The sequence below is a fragment of the Paraburkholderia sediminicola genome, assembly GCF_046026675.1.
Classification (GTDB): Bacteria; Pseudomonadota; Gammaproteobacteria; order Burkholderiales; family Burkholderiaceae; genus Paraburkholderia; species Paraburkholderia sediminicola_F.
In genome coordinates this window covers 41,131-57,751 of sequence record NZ_JAQQEY010000001.1, presented here as the reverse complement: position 1 = coordinate 57,751, position 16,621 = coordinate 41,131, and the positions used below count along the sequence as shown (strand labels likewise).

12 protein-coding genes are annotated in these 16,621 nt (G+C 56.2%); 3 read left to right on the top strand and 9 right to left on the bottom strand.

Translation table 11 applies throughout. The features are described from left to right. Positions 1-141: 141 nt before the first annotated feature. The 6 genes from PQQ86_RS00195 to PQQ86_RS00170 all read right to left on the bottom strand — a co-directional run bounded on the left by PQQ86_RS00195 (position 142) and on the right by PQQ86_RS00170 (position 8,302). Entirely contained in the window at positions 142-426 is a 285-nt protein-coding gene (locus PQQ86_RS00195) for a PAAR domain-containing protein (RefSeq protein ID WP_408263998.1), read from the bottom strand. Between the two features lie 103 nt (positions 427-529). Then, the gene (locus PQQ86_RS00190) at positions 530-1,006 is read right to left on the bottom strand and encodes a hypothetical protein (RefSeq protein WP_408263997.1); all 477 of its coding nucleotides are present in this window, start codon (positions 1,004-1,006) and stop codon (positions 530-532) included. Between the two features lie 333 nt (positions 1,007-1,339). Further along, positions 1,340-2,308, bottom strand: coding sequence for a DUF6708 domain-containing protein (locus PQQ86_RS00185; protein ID WP_408263995.1), 969 nt, complete (start codon positions 2,306-2,308; stop codon positions 1,340-1,342). Between the two features lie 2 nt (positions 2,309-2,310). Beyond that, complete coding sequence (locus tag PQQ86_RS00180) at positions 2,311-4,893, bottom strand: T6SS effector BTH_I2691 family protein (RefSeq protein ID WP_408263994.1); 2,583 nt, start codon at positions 4,891-4,893, stop codon at positions 2,311-2,313. Positions 4,894-4,928: 35 nt separating this feature from the next. Continuing rightward, on the bottom strand, positions 4,929-5,741 hold the full coding sequence (locus PQQ86_RS00175; protein ID WP_408263992.1) for a DUF4123 domain-containing protein: 813 nt from the start codon (positions 5,739-5,741) through the stop codon (positions 4,929-4,931). 17 nt (positions 5,742-5,758) lie between these two features. After that, the gene (locus PQQ86_RS00170) at positions 5,759-8,302 is read right to left on the bottom strand and encodes a type VI secretion system Vgr family protein (RefSeq protein WP_408263990.1); all 2,544 of its coding nucleotides are present in this window, start codon (positions 8,300-8,302) and stop codon (positions 5,759-5,761) included. A gap of 492 nt (positions 8,303-8,794) precedes the next feature. On the opposite strand from PQQ86_RS00170, the gene PQQ86_RS00165 reads away from it, so the two are divergent. Next, positions 8,795-9,349 (top strand): hypothetical protein, encoded by a 555-nt coding sequence (locus tag PQQ86_RS00165; RefSeq protein WP_408263989.1) that lies wholly within the window; start codon positions 8,795-8,797, stop codon positions 9,347-9,349. Between the two features lie 97 nt (positions 9,350-9,446). Then, positions 9,447-9,710, top strand: a complete 264-nt coding sequence (locus PQQ86_RS00160; protein ID WP_111932177.1) for a hypothetical protein — start codon at positions 9,447-9,449, stop codon at positions 9,708-9,710. Between the two features lie 72 nt (positions 9,711-9,782). Here PQQ86_RS00160 and PQQ86_RS00155 read toward each other — a convergent pair whose 3' ends face one another. After that, complete coding sequence (locus PQQ86_RS00155) at positions 9,783-10,196, bottom strand: hypothetical protein (RefSeq protein ID WP_408263986.1); 414 nt, start codon at positions 10,194-10,196, stop codon at positions 9,783-9,785. A 358-nt stretch (positions 10,197-10,554) separates the two neighbouring features. Between PQQ86_RS00155 and PQQ86_RS00150 the strand changes: the two genes are divergently transcribed. Next, a complete protein-coding gene (locus PQQ86_RS00150) occupies positions 10,555-12,057 on the top strand; it encodes a Fic family protein (RefSeq protein ID WP_408263984.1) in 1,503 nt (500 codons plus the stop codon). 990 nt (positions 12,058-13,047) lie between these two features. Here the strand turns inward: PQQ86_RS00150 and PQQ86_RS00145 are convergent. Together PQQ86_RS00145 and PQQ86_RS00140 are read right to left on the bottom strand one after the other, a co-directional pair. Further along, positions 13,048-14,496: a PIN domain-containing protein gene (locus PQQ86_RS00145; protein ID WP_408263982.1), complete on the bottom strand. Its 1,449-nt coding sequence runs from the start codon at positions 14,494-14,496 to the stop codon at positions 13,048-13,050. A 194-nt stretch (positions 14,497-14,690) separates the two neighbouring features. Beyond that, positions 14,691-16,586 (bottom strand): DUF262 domain-containing protein, encoded by a 1,896-nt coding sequence (locus PQQ86_RS00140; RefSeq protein WP_408263980.1) that lies wholly within the window; start codon positions 16,584-16,586, stop codon positions 14,691-14,693. Positions 16,587-16,621 lie beyond the last annotated feature (35 nt).

Here is a 16,621-nt window from a genome sequence, read left to right as displayed (position 1 = left end):
TCCGAGGTCGCTCGCGAAACGACTCGGCGGGCAGCAGCGGTTCACCCTAGTCGCGCCACGTTGTCCACGTCTTATCGACCGCCGATTCTCTTTGAATGAAAACTGTTAAGTCGACGCTAGACCGCGATAAGCTGACGCCAATCAGGATGTTAATGAGCCCATGGTCTGCGACGCCACCAGTTTCGGTAGAGGCTCGCATTTGCACTGGCACAAATCGTTCTCGAGCGCGACCTGCTTGCCCATGACACTCATCGTATGAGGCAAGCCATCGCTGACGATGATGCCCTCGGTGTTGCACGTGTGGCACAACACAGGTGCCCCAAGATAAGCTAGCGGCCGGCCGCCGAACGATGAACCGACGATGCCGTCGAGCACCACACCGTTATGGTCAGTCTTGTCGTCTTTCAGAATGAATCTGCGGCTCATGGTAAGCCCCCCTTTCCGCTACAAATATCACATGGCTTCAACGTCGCGTCGGTGATGTCGCGATGCTGTGACCATGATTTGGCTGTTTGACGGCGCACCAGGCCTAGCTGCCGCTCTGCGCCGATTTGCGAAGCGCCTTCGCCTTCTCGATATCCTGCTTTTCCAGCGTGCGCAGTCCCGTTACGACGGCATTGTCCGGGCCAAGATGGCTCTCAAGCAAACCGATGGACATCACGTGCGTGGCGCAATCATGCAGCCTCGCTTTGAGTGTGCTCTCATCCAGCGCGTCTTTGCCATCATCGGTCTTTGCGTCCGACCATACATCGCCTGACGACCACGAACCACTTGCCCCATCCTGTTGGATGCGGGCGTGAATAGCGTACTGCCCCGGCTTGAGCCCAATTCGCGCGGTCCAAGGCTGGTCGGCGTCCGGGAACTTGATGGCACACTCCTGCACGGCCGCGTCATTGCTATCGAGCTGGACCCACTGGGCATCATGCGGGGCCTCCGTCTTTGCAAGCGTGGCGGCTGCGCGAGCGAGTGGGCTGTCTGATGCGCTGTGACAGGCGGTGAGGAACATCAGCGTTGTGGCGCAGATGAGAAGACCGCGATTCTTTTGCATCGGATGTATGGCGAAAGGTTGAATATAGACGTGCTTGCGCGCGCGACTAGAGCCCGGAAGGGCGTGACGTTACGAAGACGGGCCGACACGCTAACCTCGCCCACGACGCTGGCTGCAGTTCAGGCGATTCGGAGCCCGGGTCAGCGAGTTCGGACAGCAAAGTAGACTGCAATCCCAGGCTTGAGCCATTACGGTCGACGCTGAGGTGCCGCAGGCGGCTTCATCCTACGTAACCGGGTGATTTAAGGCCACCCGGGCCACGCGGCCATTCGTACACACTGGACATCACTTTTACGCCCGAACGGGTTCGGCAAGTGGGGACTGCCCGCATTCGCTTTCCACCCCCGGAGGCCACACGGGCTGCCGGCTGGTCCGTTGTCCGATGTAATGAAGCAGGGCCGTAAAGTACGTGAAGGGGCTCAACGCCAGGACAAATAACGTTGTAAAAAAATTGCGCTCAGCCAGAATCGCTTTATCGGTTCGCCCCCAGATACGCATCGAGTTGGCTAGGGAAACCTGAGTCGGCACCAGGTCGGGATAAGACAGGGTGCCCGGTCCCTGCTCCATGAAACGCCGGATATATTCGAACTGACTGCTAAGGCGGTTGACGATAGACCGGCCATTTTCCGTGTTTTCATCGGAGATGGTGACCACCCGACTACCGACCGAGAACGATTGGGCGACAAGCCCCCGTTCATCGAGGACATGACATCGGATGTTGAATACATACGCGCGCGAAATAGGGTCTCGCGGACGCGGTTCAACAAAGAAAAAAGCCCTTTCCCATGGAACCGATATCACGCCCTTTGAGCCAGCGCCTCGAAAGGCGTGGACCATTCGTGTGCGGCGGTTAAATCGCACTGGAAAGCGCGTCCAGGTGAAGTTCTCCTGAAGCAGTCCCCACAGACCAACGGAGACAATTGCCAGTGAGACTATTAGAAAGAAGGTCGCGCCCGTGTAGGCCACTGCCAACTCTGGACCCTGCACGCTCCCGTGCCCCGGGGGATTCTGCAAGCACCAGAGCGCAACCCATGCGAGAAACCCTGCCGCCGCGACAATCGCGACGCAGCCGTACGTGAGCAGCCCTCGCTGCTTGAACGCCGCGTTGGTGCTCTCAAGAAAGACCTCGTTCATCGAGAACACGTTGAAGTCGTCCTTCGGCGTTTCGTTGGCGACCACGTCCACTTTTAGCTGGCGAGCCTTTTCTTCGTCAGTCAGTGGGCGCTTCAGCTTGACCCAAACGGTGCCATCCCACGCCATAGTTACGCTCCAAGTCCGTTGTATGCCTTGTGTTCCTCGTCGAACGAAGTATACCGAGCGTCTTTCTTGTTGGTCCCGAAATAGCTACGGCCGAGAAACTCCTTTAATTCGCGCTCCTTGAACCACATGATGATGAGCCCTATGACAATCAAAAGGATGGTGAGCGGGAGAATCAGGGACGTCAAAACATTGAAAGTTACACAAATCGCGAGCAGCAACCCCGCCGTTGCAGACGAAAAATATGCAAGAAAGAGCCCGACATGCCCTTCCTCCCATGCGGTCTTCGCGTTAGCGCCGTCGTACCAGACACCGATAAATGCGGCCGGTGCGGCCAGGAGTCGCCCTGCAATAAGAATTTTTTCCGATAACTCCGCTGAAAGCGCTTTAGGTAGCGTGAACTGCAGCTTGTGCGCGGCCTCCAGAGTGTTTCCTGCAACGGATACGACACCGCCTGCCAAAGCACCTATGGATGCGTGGAACTTGAGCCGGGTCTCCTCACTATTGAAGTGCGTTGACTTCTCAAACTCCTTCGCCGCGAAGAACACGTTTATCGCGGCGAATACGGCGCCGATACCAGAGCCTGCGACCTCGCCTCCCCTAAGCTTGCGAAATGTGGGGACGAAATCCTTCTCTATAACCTCGTCAGTCAACATCAATTTGTTAGCCGGATTGACGATACTCCCGGCTTTCTCCTTGCTTGTCACGCCCGCCACCTGGAAATTCTGCAACCCGTCGCGGTCCACAATGATGAACTGGGGCACCTCGGTAACGCGACCTTCCGGGCCCTTCTTGGTGAACTGAGCGGTAATCGAGGCCTTTATATCCTTCATCCGTGGACGCTTGTCCGCCGGCATCATCTCCCACATTTGCCGCGCAAAATAAGTCACCCACTGGGCTTGGCTGCCCGAGACAGGCGCCGTGATAACAACTTTGCCGCTACGAGCGGCAACGACGACGACTGCTGCTTTGGCTGCAACGTTGTCGATACCCTCCGAGAGCAATTTCGCAACCGGGGCGCCTATCTCGTAAATCAGCTTCGAGCCGCGTTTATAAAAATCGGCGAAGAAGCGTGGCGCTTTGGTTTCTAGTCCCTTCATGGCGTTAAACCAGGTGTCAATCGCCTTGGCACAGGTCTCGCGCAATTCAGGATAGGGGAAATCGCCGGCGGCGAGAATATGGTTAGCGTTCACCTTCTGGTTGAGGGTTACCGCTCGCAGCAGAAGATTCTTATGGTCGTCTGGTTTGCCCTGCAGCCACTTATGCATGATGTCCAGCGACTCCTTGCGAGCCGAGGACCCCGCGATGCAGCCATGAAATGCGTCCTCATAGCAGGTTCCACTGAGCGGGTCCTCGTCGTCGTGGTCGTACTGAAATACATGCGCGAGATTCGGAGAGCTCAACCATGCTGTGTGGTCGCGCGACAACGGCGTCCAGGTATTTTTGCCTTCGTTGTCAATATCGGCTTTCGCCTTGTTTCGATATTCGGCGGCTGCTGTCTCACTGACAGCGGTTGCGTAGTCCTTCCACGCCTCTTCGCGCACTTTGGGAAGCTCAGTAATCTGGCGGTTACGCATGTCGCCGAGGTCCTTCTCCAGACGCTTCCCACCATCGAAGAGGGCACCAAGCGCCTGGGCTTCCATCATCTGGCCTTCGAGCATCTGCTCGGCGACCTGGTCGCTCTGGGCAGCGCCGGCCTGCACAACTTCTTTCACATTATCGACCATGTCAGCTGACCAGGTTCCCCACTGGTGTTCAGCCATCACCACGCCATACGCGTACTTGTTTTCAACATTCAGTTCCTGTGTGATACCAATCGGGTCCCACAGTGCGAATATCGCCCCTTTGTGAGGGGCAAGATGGTCCATCGCCGCGTTGAGTGCTGCTGTTTCAGAGCTCCTATCCCGATAGGGGAACGGCGAGGTCAGGAACGCCTTCTCCGCGCCGCCCCTGTATTCGGCGACGAGCTTCTGGACGTCGGTCGGCCTGGCCGCATGTAGAGCATTCGCCCCCGGGCTAGCAAACCATCCGGACGCATCAAACGCCTGCATACGTTTGGTACGACAGCCCTCGAAGTCCATCGCATAGCGTGCACGAACTGTTCTCGTCCACTGGACCGTACTGAAGGCGAGGTACACCGTACCCGCCTTCTCGGCGTTCTGGATAGTAATGCATTGCGCAAGCTCGGGGTGGCCGGTCTGAGTGCACGTAAAAGGCCCTTCCGTCGAACGGTCAAGCACCGTGTCCAGGGGGTAGTCGTAAAGATTTCCCTCTTTCGTCACGGCATAGCATTGCCACTTCGAAGTCTTCGGGTAGAACACATAGACAAAGCCGTAACGAAGCGAGCGCAACGTGTATTTCGTCTTTCGCGATGCGACATCCATCACGTGGGCACCAAAGTGACCGCCCATCAGGAGGGGAACGTTTTCAAGCCCGTGTGCGCGCGTTGCAGCAACGGCTGAATACCTTACCGGCAGTATCGGCAGTCCCTTTTTTTCGCACATCTTGCACTGCGTGACGGGCGCTCCGCCCGCCATAGCGACCTTTGTGAGGTCTGAGATACTTTGGTAGCCCGAATCCAGCAGCATGAGCGTTCCCTAATAATTGATTTGGCGAGTTATGACTAGTACTGGTATTGCGTGCTCTCTCGTGCGATGCGCGACCAGTCATCATCGGTCCATTCCGCCACCGCCTCTGCGTAGGGCATCTGCCCGACATCTGCGAGAATCGATTTCACCTGTGGGTGCTGGTCGAAGTTGGGCGCAACGAAGACCCCGTGTAATGCGAACGGAACACGGTCCTCGTCTCGAAGGCCATAACGTTCCGCCTTGACCAGTTGACGGTCCAAGAGCCGCGGCAGGTCTTCGGGTATCGCAACGTTTTTGGCCGCAAGCGGCTCAAGAGCGCGCTGGACAAAGGGAAGTCGACCCAGTTGCCTGAACTGGTCTTCGGTGACCTGGAGGCGGTGAGCTGGAAGTCCCTCCGAAGGTATCTCGACCCATGTCCCGGCGCCGGACAGGTAGGTCCACTTTGTTGTCGGTCCCATAAGCGCGAGGAACTGCTGCGTATCAAGTATCCACCTCAGGTGCACAAACACGCGTGGGTCGTAATATCGAAATACAACGGTGCCCGACGTTGGCTCGCCAAGCACCAACGACTCGGCCAGGTGTTGTCGTATGGTGTCGGTATCGGCGGCCGTGTCAATGAAGCAGCAGACAAGCGGGGGGCGTCCTTCGCTTCGGTGGTTCTCGGCCATCTCCTTCACGCGGGCCATTTGACGGTCCCTGTGCTCAAGGCGATAAAGTAATGGCGCAACGCCCTCCAGCTCGGGACGGGACGTTGGCACGAGTTCCCCAATCTCATATGGGTTCGGCGCGGGTTGGATGTCGAATTCCCCGTTGCTGGGCTCGACAATGACGTAGGTGGAAATAGGCATGTCAATTCCGGTGAATCTCAGCCAACCAGCGCTGAGCCGCTCTGTGCGGCAGACGCGAACTGCGATGCACATGACGCGGAAGCCGGCACGGCGTTGGAAGCAGACTCTCCCTGCGGACCCGCGAAACTGTGGGATGCGCCTTTGAAGTCGAGTGCGCCGGGTGCGTGCACGGAGATATTCCCGCCAGATATCCTGATTACCGCACCTCCGGCCGAGAGCGTAATTTCCTTTTGCGCGACGACCGACACGGCATCAGAGGTTGAGATAACTTTGACCGTCTTATCCGCTGTTAGCTCGATATTGTCGGAGAGCGCCATGACCTGGACTTTCCCCTTGCCAGCGAACAGCTTTATCCCGGCCGACTGGGCGAAGAGGCTGATTTTTTCGCCGACGCTTGCGATGAACGATTTGGTGGCCGCTACGTGTGTGTTCGCCCCACTGACCAGATTGACGTGGTCGGTGGCTGCAGCGTGAATGGACTTCATCGAAGTAAGGCCGATGCCGACGGGGCTGCCTAACAGCATGACGGGTTCGGAAAATCCGTTGGCTGCGCCTGTCCCGCCTCCGGCCGTATTGCCGCTGGTTGCACTGCCCGAGATGTCCTGCTTCGTCGCATTCGTAAAGGCTTGCAGGTCGGAGTGAGCATCCGTTAAATCTTCAGCCTGCACCGCTTTGGCAGCATCGGAGCGAATCTCAACCACGTTTGTCGATTCGGTCAGATGCTCATTGGCCTCGCTAACATCGAGCGGCTGGCTGGCAGAGCCGCCTCGAGCGAAGGTCGACACGAAGATGCCTTTGCCAGCCCGCACCGCGCCATACGCCTCGGTTTTGAGGTCAAATCCATTTCCCAGAAATGAGCCGCGCGAATTGCCTTGCTGGTCGATGAGGTAACCGAGATGTAAGTAGCTCTGAGCTGTGCTGCTGAATAGCTGTGCACGGTTCTGGCCCGTCGAATCGTCCATGACAAGCTGGTTGTAGCCTGTGCCCTGGAATTCCTTCGATTTGTAACCCGACAGCAAGCCGTTGGAATGCCATTGCGGCGTCTGCTGTCCGTTGAATAGACTGCCGCTGACGACCGGTCGGTCACAATCGCCGTCCAGGTAGACGATTCCCACTTCATGTCCCACACGCGGGACAAATACCCCGCCGAGCGTCCCACCGGCATTTGGTGACATGACGCGCAGCCAGCAGGAAGCCTTTTCATCGCCGCCGTTCTGCCGGTCCCAATGCATCAGCACTTTGACCCGGTTGAGGCTGTCCGTAAATACTTCCTCCTGATTCGGGCCGACTACCGTTGCGGTCTGGGTATGCATCAGGGGCTTACGGTGTTCGAAGGGACTGCGAAACGGAACGGTGCGTCGCTGCGTTTCCAGTTCGACGAGGAAGAAACCTTCGCCACCCAACGCGTCCTTTACATTGAAGACGTCGGACGAACCCGCGTGATATGAGCGAGCTTCAGCAAGTTGTGACTGCAGGCTGTGGCGGAACTGTGTTCCTGTCGAAACGGGCAGGTTGTTCTCGACGTACCAGGTCACAGCCAGAATCGCAAACTGACGATTTTCTGCGCTGTCGGTTGCGAGAGCGGTAGCGCCCTCGAGCTGGAACCAGCGTCCCACATCGGCTCGCCGTACGCTGCCCGTCGCAAAGAAACGCTTCGCGCGGGACTCCCATTCCTCCATCCGGGTTTTTGACAAAGTGTCGCCACGAGCACTGTCGCCGTAGGTATACGCGCCTGTGTACTCGTAGACCTCGGCCTGGTCGGGCAGGTCGCCTTGCTTGTCAACTGTCGGCGTGGACAGCTCTTTATTAAACGTTGGATTCTTATAGTCGAATGTGCGCGTGGTGTAGCTCACGCTCTGCAACGTGCGCGCTCCGCCCCACTGGACTATCGCATCTGTTTCACTTCCAGCGCCTGCACGATAAAACGACACGTCTTGCGGAGCAAGGGCTTTAACGGTGAAGAGGTCGTCCGTGATGACCAGCGTGTGCGCTTTGCCGTCATCCGCCTGTTCAAAATAGCCGAAGAGACCTTCCGCTTCCATAATCCGGTGCACGAAGTTCCAGTCGTCTTCATATTGAACGCAGAACGACCGCGGAGGTAGCTGGTTACGGAGGTCAAAGCGATAAGCGCCGCTTGACTGAGGATGCTCGTTGAATACCGCCGAGATTATGTCCTCTGCCGTCTTGTCCTGAAATATCCGCGCATCGCTGCGAAATTTCAGGAAGTGCAACCACGACGAAAAGCTAATCTGGTAAAGCTGAACGCTGCCGTCGGAGCCCAGAAATCGCGCAGTATGAACGTAGCCATGACGCGGTAAATACGACGAGTCAGTCTGTTGAGTCCAGAGCGTCACCGGTTTCGCGATGAGGGATTTGAGCTCGATAGAATCTTTTAGGGAAGCGACATCGACAGTGAAGTCGTAGTTGCGTCCAATGCGTGAAGTGCCGACCACGCGGACTGGCACCAGCGTATTTCCGCCCAACGCAGTATCCAGCTTCAACAAGCGTCGAGATTGGTCCATCCCCGCGCCCAGCACCGTTGCCAGGTCATTTACCGTCATTTTCAGACTCCACCCCAGATTGCCACGCAGAATAATATGATGAAAAACTTTTCCAGACAATTTTTGTCAACGAACGCGTGCAATTAGCTTGCGATTCGGAATTATTTGCAGGTACGAGCATGAAAGGTAGCTTTTTCCGCTTTGGCGTTTATCTGCGCGTCGGGAGATATTTTTACTATGCAATGAACAGGCTGCGTTGATTGTCGTACCAATCTCCCGCAAAAATTGAAATATCGAAGTGTCCGAGTCATGGACAAACACAAATAGCGCCCATACCGAGTACGCGCCGCGCTCCGACTGACACGCCATTTACGTTCCCAGCCAACATTCATTGCCCCATCCCGCACTTTATGGAAAAACAGTTTCCCGGGGCAACTGCCGATGAATGACGCATGATGTTCAGCTAGGCATCACTGTCAGATTGTTAAATATTGCAATCCACGGCAGCGATTTTCGTTTTGGATTCATAGTGCCTATGTTTTCAGCGGGTCATTGACAACAAAACTCCACAAGATTGAAAACGAGTACAACGCGTATAGATTTCATGGGCCAGCACCAGAATCAGTCGATTTGCGATTTTTATGCCAAATGAATAGAAAGAGAGGCGGTGCTCGCTATGTATCCACTAAGACATCCGCAAAGGCCACGCTTCTACCACCGACGCTGGAAGCTGTCCGTTCGCTTTCACTACGCAATCACCTTGCGCTCACCGCATTACGAGCAGGCAGTGGAAACGGGCACCTGCTAAGCGACCTGATACGTGCGCTGTACCTAGCCTGGTATCTTCGTGAAGCAGGCTTCGGAACGATTCACCACGCATCTTTTCCTGAAGCCGCAGAGGCGCTCGAGCGCAGCGCGGCGCGGGCGACAGCAAACAATGTCTGGCAGGTCAGTCCGGACGAAGCGGCGATTCTCGAACGGCTGCTGGCACTTCATGACGAGCAACTGGCGAATACGCCTGTCGGCGTCATGCTCGGGGCACAAAGGCGGCTATTGCGATTCGCAACGAGTGACCGGAAAACACCGTGGCAAGAGGCCGGCCGGTGACCGGGGAAGACGGGCGCGTGGCGCTCACGCGCGCTTCTCCGACCTGTCCGCAACAGCCGCTAAAATCAGCGTATCGAGAAGGACGGGGAAAATCATCATGGCTGCAAGAGGCGCTTCCGGCGCGATGACGCTTATAACGGAATACGACGTAGCGGGCAGCCCAATCCGCGTGCTGCGACTGGAATCTGCGACCAATGGAAGAGCCGTTCTGCTGCTGGAAGTCGATGAGCGCAAACCCGGCATACACCGCGAGGTGAGGCACGAGATAACGCCGTCGGAACTCATTGCCGTCATTCGAGCAAACGGGGCAGCGCTGCCAAGCAAACCGCACAACGACCGTCTCATCTCCGACCCGATGTGAGCGCCCTCCATGGGCGATAGGTACGTCGTTCAACTCAATCTTTATGTCATGGCGGTGGGCGAGTTCAACAATCTAGTGCTTGCGAAAAGATATCTCGTCGAGCTCCTCGAAAACGATTCTGCGCGGCAATACTTTGCTCAACGTCATCCGGATTTGATGGTGGCGTTCGAGTCCATCATTGCAACCATTTCTCTCGACCAGCAGCAATTCAGCGCGGCCCTTTAGTCGAACCCTGACATAGCGGCGGTCCACACTGCGTGCGACGCGCCGCACCGCGAGATAAGCGCCATCGCTTCGACTTCTGCGCCCCGCAATGGCGATGTCGCATCCTTCTTTCGTTTTTGCAAAACCGCGCGCCCGTTTCGCGCCGAACCACGCAGCAACGATGGCCAACGGCCTCATGAACAGCTCCCAGTCAAGCTTTCGGCCCTCACTCATGAGGTCCCGGTGTTTTTCGTTGGTACCCCGTTCTACGTTTGCTGTCATTGGTCTCCCACCTGGTGAATCGTCATTTTTGGGCTTCCATGCAAGAGATTCGTCTTGCGATACATCGTGAAAATTGTGAAAGCCATGTCTGGTCCGCGCAGAGTGTCTGCCCATGCCGGGGTAAGACAGTTGACCACACGGGCGAACGAGACATCAGACAGTCCAATCAGTCCGTAATCGGACAAATTCCATCTTGATTCAAATTGTTTTCGGACAAGCGATGGGCAAGGGGCCGGTAATTCAGATAATTTTCGGCCAAACGTAGCGCCACATTGTTCCGGCGTACTGAGTACGTTCCGGACAGTTCGGCGTATCATTTCGCTAATTTACGGACAAACTGGTCATCTCGGAACGGACGATGACGCTAAACTCGGACGTGAGCACGGCAGAGGTCTTCTTTTCCGGGGAAGACGAGGCTCAAGCGCGCGCGCTGCGCCGCCAGGTAGCGAGTGGCGCGTTCAGGCGCATTTACCCTGGTGTCTTCACGCAAAACCTGGACAGTCCACTCGAATCGGTCGTTACCCGAAACTGGGCGGCAATTGCAAGCCACCTGCTTCCGGGCGCAGTGATGGCGTACCGGTCTGCGTTGGAGCATCGTCCGGTTGACGGTGTCATCCACGTTCGCCGCGGCCGCGCGCGCCGCACGCTCGCGCTGCCCGGACTCCTTGTCGAGGTGTATCCGGGAGCGGGACCGTTGCTCGAACCGCCGGCGCGGGACGTTCCCTATCGCGGCATTTATTTGCCGAGCGAGGCACGGGGTTTCCTCGAGAACATGGCAACGGGACGCGGAGCTTCAGAGCGGGTGATGCCTCAGGAAGCGGTCGAGCAACGGCTCGACAACATTCTCACCATCAGGGGCAAGTTCAAGCTTAACGACTTGCGCGAGTGCGCTCGGGTGGTCGCGGACAAGCTGGACATGGAACCGGCTTTCAAGCGTCTTGACGGTCTTATCGGCGCGCTGCTGGGCACACATGAAAAGAAAAAACTCAAAAGCAAACAAGCCTTAGCGAGAGCAGCCGGCAAGCCATATGACCCTGAGCGGCTCGACCTCTTTGATGCGTTGTTCGCGCAGTTGACCGCGAATGTGTTTCCACACGTCGCAGACCCAGCGGCAGAAGGCACGGCCATGGAGAATTTTGCTTTCTTCGAGGCATACTTTTCGAACTACATCGAAGGCACAACTTTCGAGGTAGCGGAAGCAGAGCAAATCGTTTTCGAGGGCGCCATTGTTCAAGACCGTCCTGAGGATTCCCAAGATATTCTCGGAACATTCCATGTTGCGACTTCGTCTCCGTGGAGAAACAGGACCGCGCCGAACGCCGACCAGTTTCTTGCCTGGCTCAAAAACATCAATGCAATTGTGATGTCGGGCCGCCCCGACAAGTTGCCGGGACAGTGGAAGGAGCAAGCAAATCAGGCAGGGAACACGTATTTTGTCTCACCAGAACTGGTGCCGGGGACATTGAAAGAAGGGTACGAGCGTATTGCTGCGCAGACGGACCCCGTGGCACGAGCGCTGATGACGATGTTCGTAGTGACGGAGGTTCATCCGTTCAAGGATGGCAACGGCCGTACGGCGCGACTGGCAATGAACGGCGCCTTAACGGAAGCCGGCCTTTGCCGCATTATTGTGCCTACCGTTTATCACGAGGACTACCTGCTTCCCTTGAAGCGATTGTCAAATGAACGGGACGCGGGGCCATACATAAGGTCGATGACGCGTGCACAAGACTGGACCTCGCGATTCGACTATCGCCAGCCGCGGGCAGGCCTGAAGCAACAGCTCGAACTGAGCAACGCGTTTCAGGAAGACCTGAAGAACTACAGGCTGATTTTCCCTGAAAACACGACTACGCCATAACTGAGCGAAGAACATAAACGCTGCTGAGAAAAGCCCGCAATATCGACCAGAGCGTTGTGCGAAAAACTGCCCGTAAAACGAGGAAATTCTGGCGGATTCCGTGAAGAAGTGGTGTCCACACGTCTGGCGGACATGAGGAGAGCACCGCAGTGAGGATTGAGGCGGTAACGGGATACGGTTGCTCAGAATCGCTACCGCGCTCTGGAGTCAGCGTGAACGCTTCGGAATCGCTTTACGACGGTGTCCCTGTTGCGAGGAGGTCCTTCCGACGAGCAGCAGCACGTGTTGAACGAGTCGCTATTAGGGGGCGCCAGCCAATTGAATAATACAATGCTCGAATTGATACTCAGTGCGGCGCCTTCTAGCCCTATACGGTTCTGCAGCGCATTCGTGCATGCCCGCCGAGTCATCGCGCCGCCGGACATGAGGGCCGCCCAACCCGACTGGTTGGCTTCGGTGGCACGGACGCAATGCCGCTTGCGTGAACGGGGGCGGAATCCACCGGCAGCGCGCAGGGGAAAGCCGAGACTGCGGGGATTAGCGTCTGAGATATCGGCAACGGGATGGCGAAGCTAGCGTCCCGGAGGGCGCGTACAGGCTGGCGGGCGAGGCGGCTCCATACCGGGGAATCGGGTGGAGAGGCTGAGTGGAAGGCTTTCCCGGGCGTCAGTGCCGTAGGGAGGGCTGGGCTCAGCCTCACCACCCGGGGACTCAGAACCAAGCGATGCTTAGGGCTGAGCCTTTTCTAAAGAGTATCGAATAAGTACGTTTGCCGAACCGATATAGAAAAACGTGGAATCGGGTGAGGTCGATGTACAGACGAAGCAAAGTCACCCCTGCGACTCTAGCCTTCGAGTTGAGTCTCGTGGCATTGCGGCCGAGGTCACGCGTTAATGGAATCGCATCCGTGGTCAAACCATGTTTAAGCATCTGAGGTCACACTATTCGACCGCCGCCGAGGCCTCGCCTGACGTGCTCTTTCGTCTCATGCTATCGGGATGAGCCGTCAGCGTCGTAGTCGCTGCCGATAACGCTACTATTGATTTCCGAGACCGGTGAAAAACCCTCTGCACCAACGAAACCAACCAGCGCCGAACAGAGAGGATATTTTCGGACTAAACTAAACAGCACTTTCCTTATGCGCCTTGCTGCCTCGGATTCAACGACCATCCATTGCTCGTCGAACTCCAGGACTACCACTACCGTGAACGCATCTAGCTTGCCCTGACTGACCTCGGCATACCCTTGAGCCAAAGCAAACTCTATGGAGCGCCGGAGAGGAGTTCGCTCGAGCGCTTTGATAAATCTAACTTCATAACCGTGCGCCCCTTCGTCCGTATCGACTCCCAGGATGTCGGGGAAGCCGATTGCTTGTGCGGAGTAGTCACCTTCTTTTTCTTTCTCCAGCCACTCAAGGAACGCGAATTTCGCCCACTCTCCGGCCTGTTCTACGGGCGAACCAAGATGCGTCACGCCTTCTCTCTGCCGGATACCTCGATGACTCTGTTCCCGCGCATGGGATATGTCTTCAACCTGGGTAACAGCTTGCTCGGACACCTCGGCCCCAAGGTAACTCGCAGCGTGCTTCAGCAATTGGTCGGCCGAGTACATCCAGAAATGTTCTACGTCCGATATCGCCTTAATTTCTCTAACAAGCTCGGGGCGCGGGCCGAGAGTCCGCCCGTGTTCCTCCCACCACCAATCTTCCTTTCTATCGGACGTGATGAAAAGAATCAGCTTTGTCTTGTTCTCTTTTGCGTGGTTCAGCAACTGACGCCAAATGATGAGGTCGCCATATTGCCGCTCATACTTCAAGCCATCAAAAAGAAAGTATGCATCGGCAGGATTTTTTCCTTTCCCGGCGTCGCGGTAGCCTGGGGGTATCTTGTCGATGTACCGCTGTTCGCCATCCTTGATGAGCGAATTCAGGCTCTCCTGATTTTCTGGCGCGAGACCCACGCAGCCGTCGCCTAAGAGGTCATCCAGAGCTGTTCGAACGGGGTCGTGAGACGAAATATCCATTTGCTCGTTGTGTGCCTTGCGCACTGCCTCAACGATTTTGGTATTAGCTGTCTCAAGTTCCCTGAGCATCTCGTCCACGTCGACGTCGATTCCCCTTTTCTCGAGCTCCAATCGTTGAAGCTTCTTTCGCGCGTCGTCCACTGTAGCGCTGAAACTTGCGAGAACCTTCTCCGTCTCCGACCGTTCGTTCCATATAGCCGAAAGACGTCGACGTTGGTATTCGAGGGCTACGTGGTGAGGAATCCAGAGCCGCCCCTTAAGACGAGCTAATGCCGCCAGGAGAGCATCACGACCCAGTTGTGGAAGACGATACAGGTCGAGCAGGACATTTGTGTCTAAGACGATGGTTCCTTCCAGCCAAAGCTTCGAGAGCTCGTCTGCCGTTGGCGGGTAATATCCTGCAAAACTGGAGCGCATTTCTTTTCTGTTAAGTGGCCAAGTCTGATACTAGCAGCAAGTAGTTTGACCCGGCGAGTTGAATACCCTGTTGCGCACAGCTTCCGGCGCGGCCGCGACATTCGTTGTTGCAAACCTTTTCGGCACCAACCAACTTCTTCGCCGGCGTCCGACCAGTTGAACCCCAGGGACTACAGCATGACGTCCCTTCCGATTTAATCCTGGTCGTCTCCGTCGGCTTCGTACCATTCAAGCCGTTCATCAAATTGCCCCACGCCGAGTGAGGCAACTGCAGCAGGGCCCCAAATCTCCGCGGCAGCGCTTCTGATTTGCGCGACGCGTTTACGGCAATTGTTCATGCCCCAGTGTGGTCGGTCCATCAAGTTGCCACGATAGTCCGCGTTTGCAAGCAACTCGTTGAAAGACACCTTGCGCTGCGCTCGCATCCAAGAAAGTTTTTCCGTAAACGGCAGATTCTTCATCCCGCGATTATCTCGAATCGGAAGTACGGTGATGTTCCCAAGATGGTGAAGCCAAGACGCCATACTCTGCTTGTGCCGTCGCCCATCACGGGTATCTCTGTCTTCGGCGTTTTGTGGATAAATATGCTCGATGTCCCAGTTCTGAAACGACACTTTCCCGTCTTCCTTCCCGAACCACGCCGGGTCCTGAAAGGGTGTTATGTCTTCGCGCGTGTGTTCGCCCCACGCCTCCGATTTCGGCAGGAACACACCGTATTTCCAGAAGAGATAGTGGGCAACATGCCCATATTCTGTGTAGAAGTGCGCACTATCCAATGCCCCATCGGGAAAGACTTGAGCGGCAGCTTCTTGCTGGGTTAGGTCGTAGCCGAAATCAACCGCCTCCTGTGTATCCCAAAACGGAGTGACGTGCCAGTAGACCTGATGGACGGCATCACGGGCGCTCGAAATCAGAGCACCTGACGCATCGCACCAATCCCCCTTGTAAAGCTGCCGGGCCACACGCCATTTATACGAGCGGCCTCGGTTACTGTTGCGCTTCCCCAAGGCGCTTCTAAAAGAACAAATCTCGCAAATTTTTACCAGGTCGGTTGCAGCATCGCGCCACCTGATGATAGCCGCGACAATCAGCGGTTGGAATTCACCGTGCCGGTCCAGACGTGCAAAGTCCAATAGCGCTTTCCGTAACGACGCGCCATAATTCGTCGGCATCGATTCAAAGGGGCGTTCGACCGCCGCCCAGGTTTCGGTGACTTCGACCAATGAGTTCAAGTAGTCCTGAATCCACTTCAAAACGCTTTTCGACTCCTGAAACACCTCTGATAAGTCATCGTTGACCTTTTCCAGCACTCGGTCTGAACTTTTGAACTGCTTATCTGTGAACAGAATCCAGTGGGTACGCAAAAGCCTGTCCGCATTGAACGGCTGAGAGTCGTGCCTAGGGTCCAAACGTTGGTAGAGTGTGTCGTACCTTTCTGTGATGAACTCCTCTAGTCGGCTCCGCGACTCGGGTTCGCACTCCACACCGACCCACTCAATCAACTTGTTCTTCACCAGGTCAAACTGGGAAACATCCTTGCCGCGCAAGTTGATGCGCTCGAACAGGCCGGTTGCACCGGCCAGCGATGGTGCGACATAGACAATGACTTGAGCCTTGAGCAACGTATCCAATTCGAAACTCTCATTGGAGTGCAACTGGTCGAATGCAGCCGACATTTTTTTCTGGGACAGTGTTCGTTCGCTTTCACGACTCGACGCAAGCATTGCCCGACTAAAACCAATATCTGCGACGCGCGGCGCTACCCAAAGGGTCGACAAATGGCGTGCGTCAGAGCGTAGCACCCGACCCACAGCCCCCTTCGCGGCGATGGCTAGCATTAGAGTCGTGAGTCGCTGTTGCCCATCCACAATGGCGTAACTATTGTCTTTGTCCGGGCAAAGCACCACGAGGCCTAAAAAGAGCGGCACTCCTTTTCGTTCAGCCTCGTGGAGGTCATTCATCAGGTCGTTGACCTGCGCATCCTCCCAGTCATACGGACGCTGAAAGGCAGGGATTCGGAAATTCATCTCAATGAGCTGTTCAACCGTGGCGAGGCGCGATTGACCGGGCTCTATTGTAAATAGCGGCATTTTCTCTTCTCTATTCTTGGTCGAAACTCGCAGGT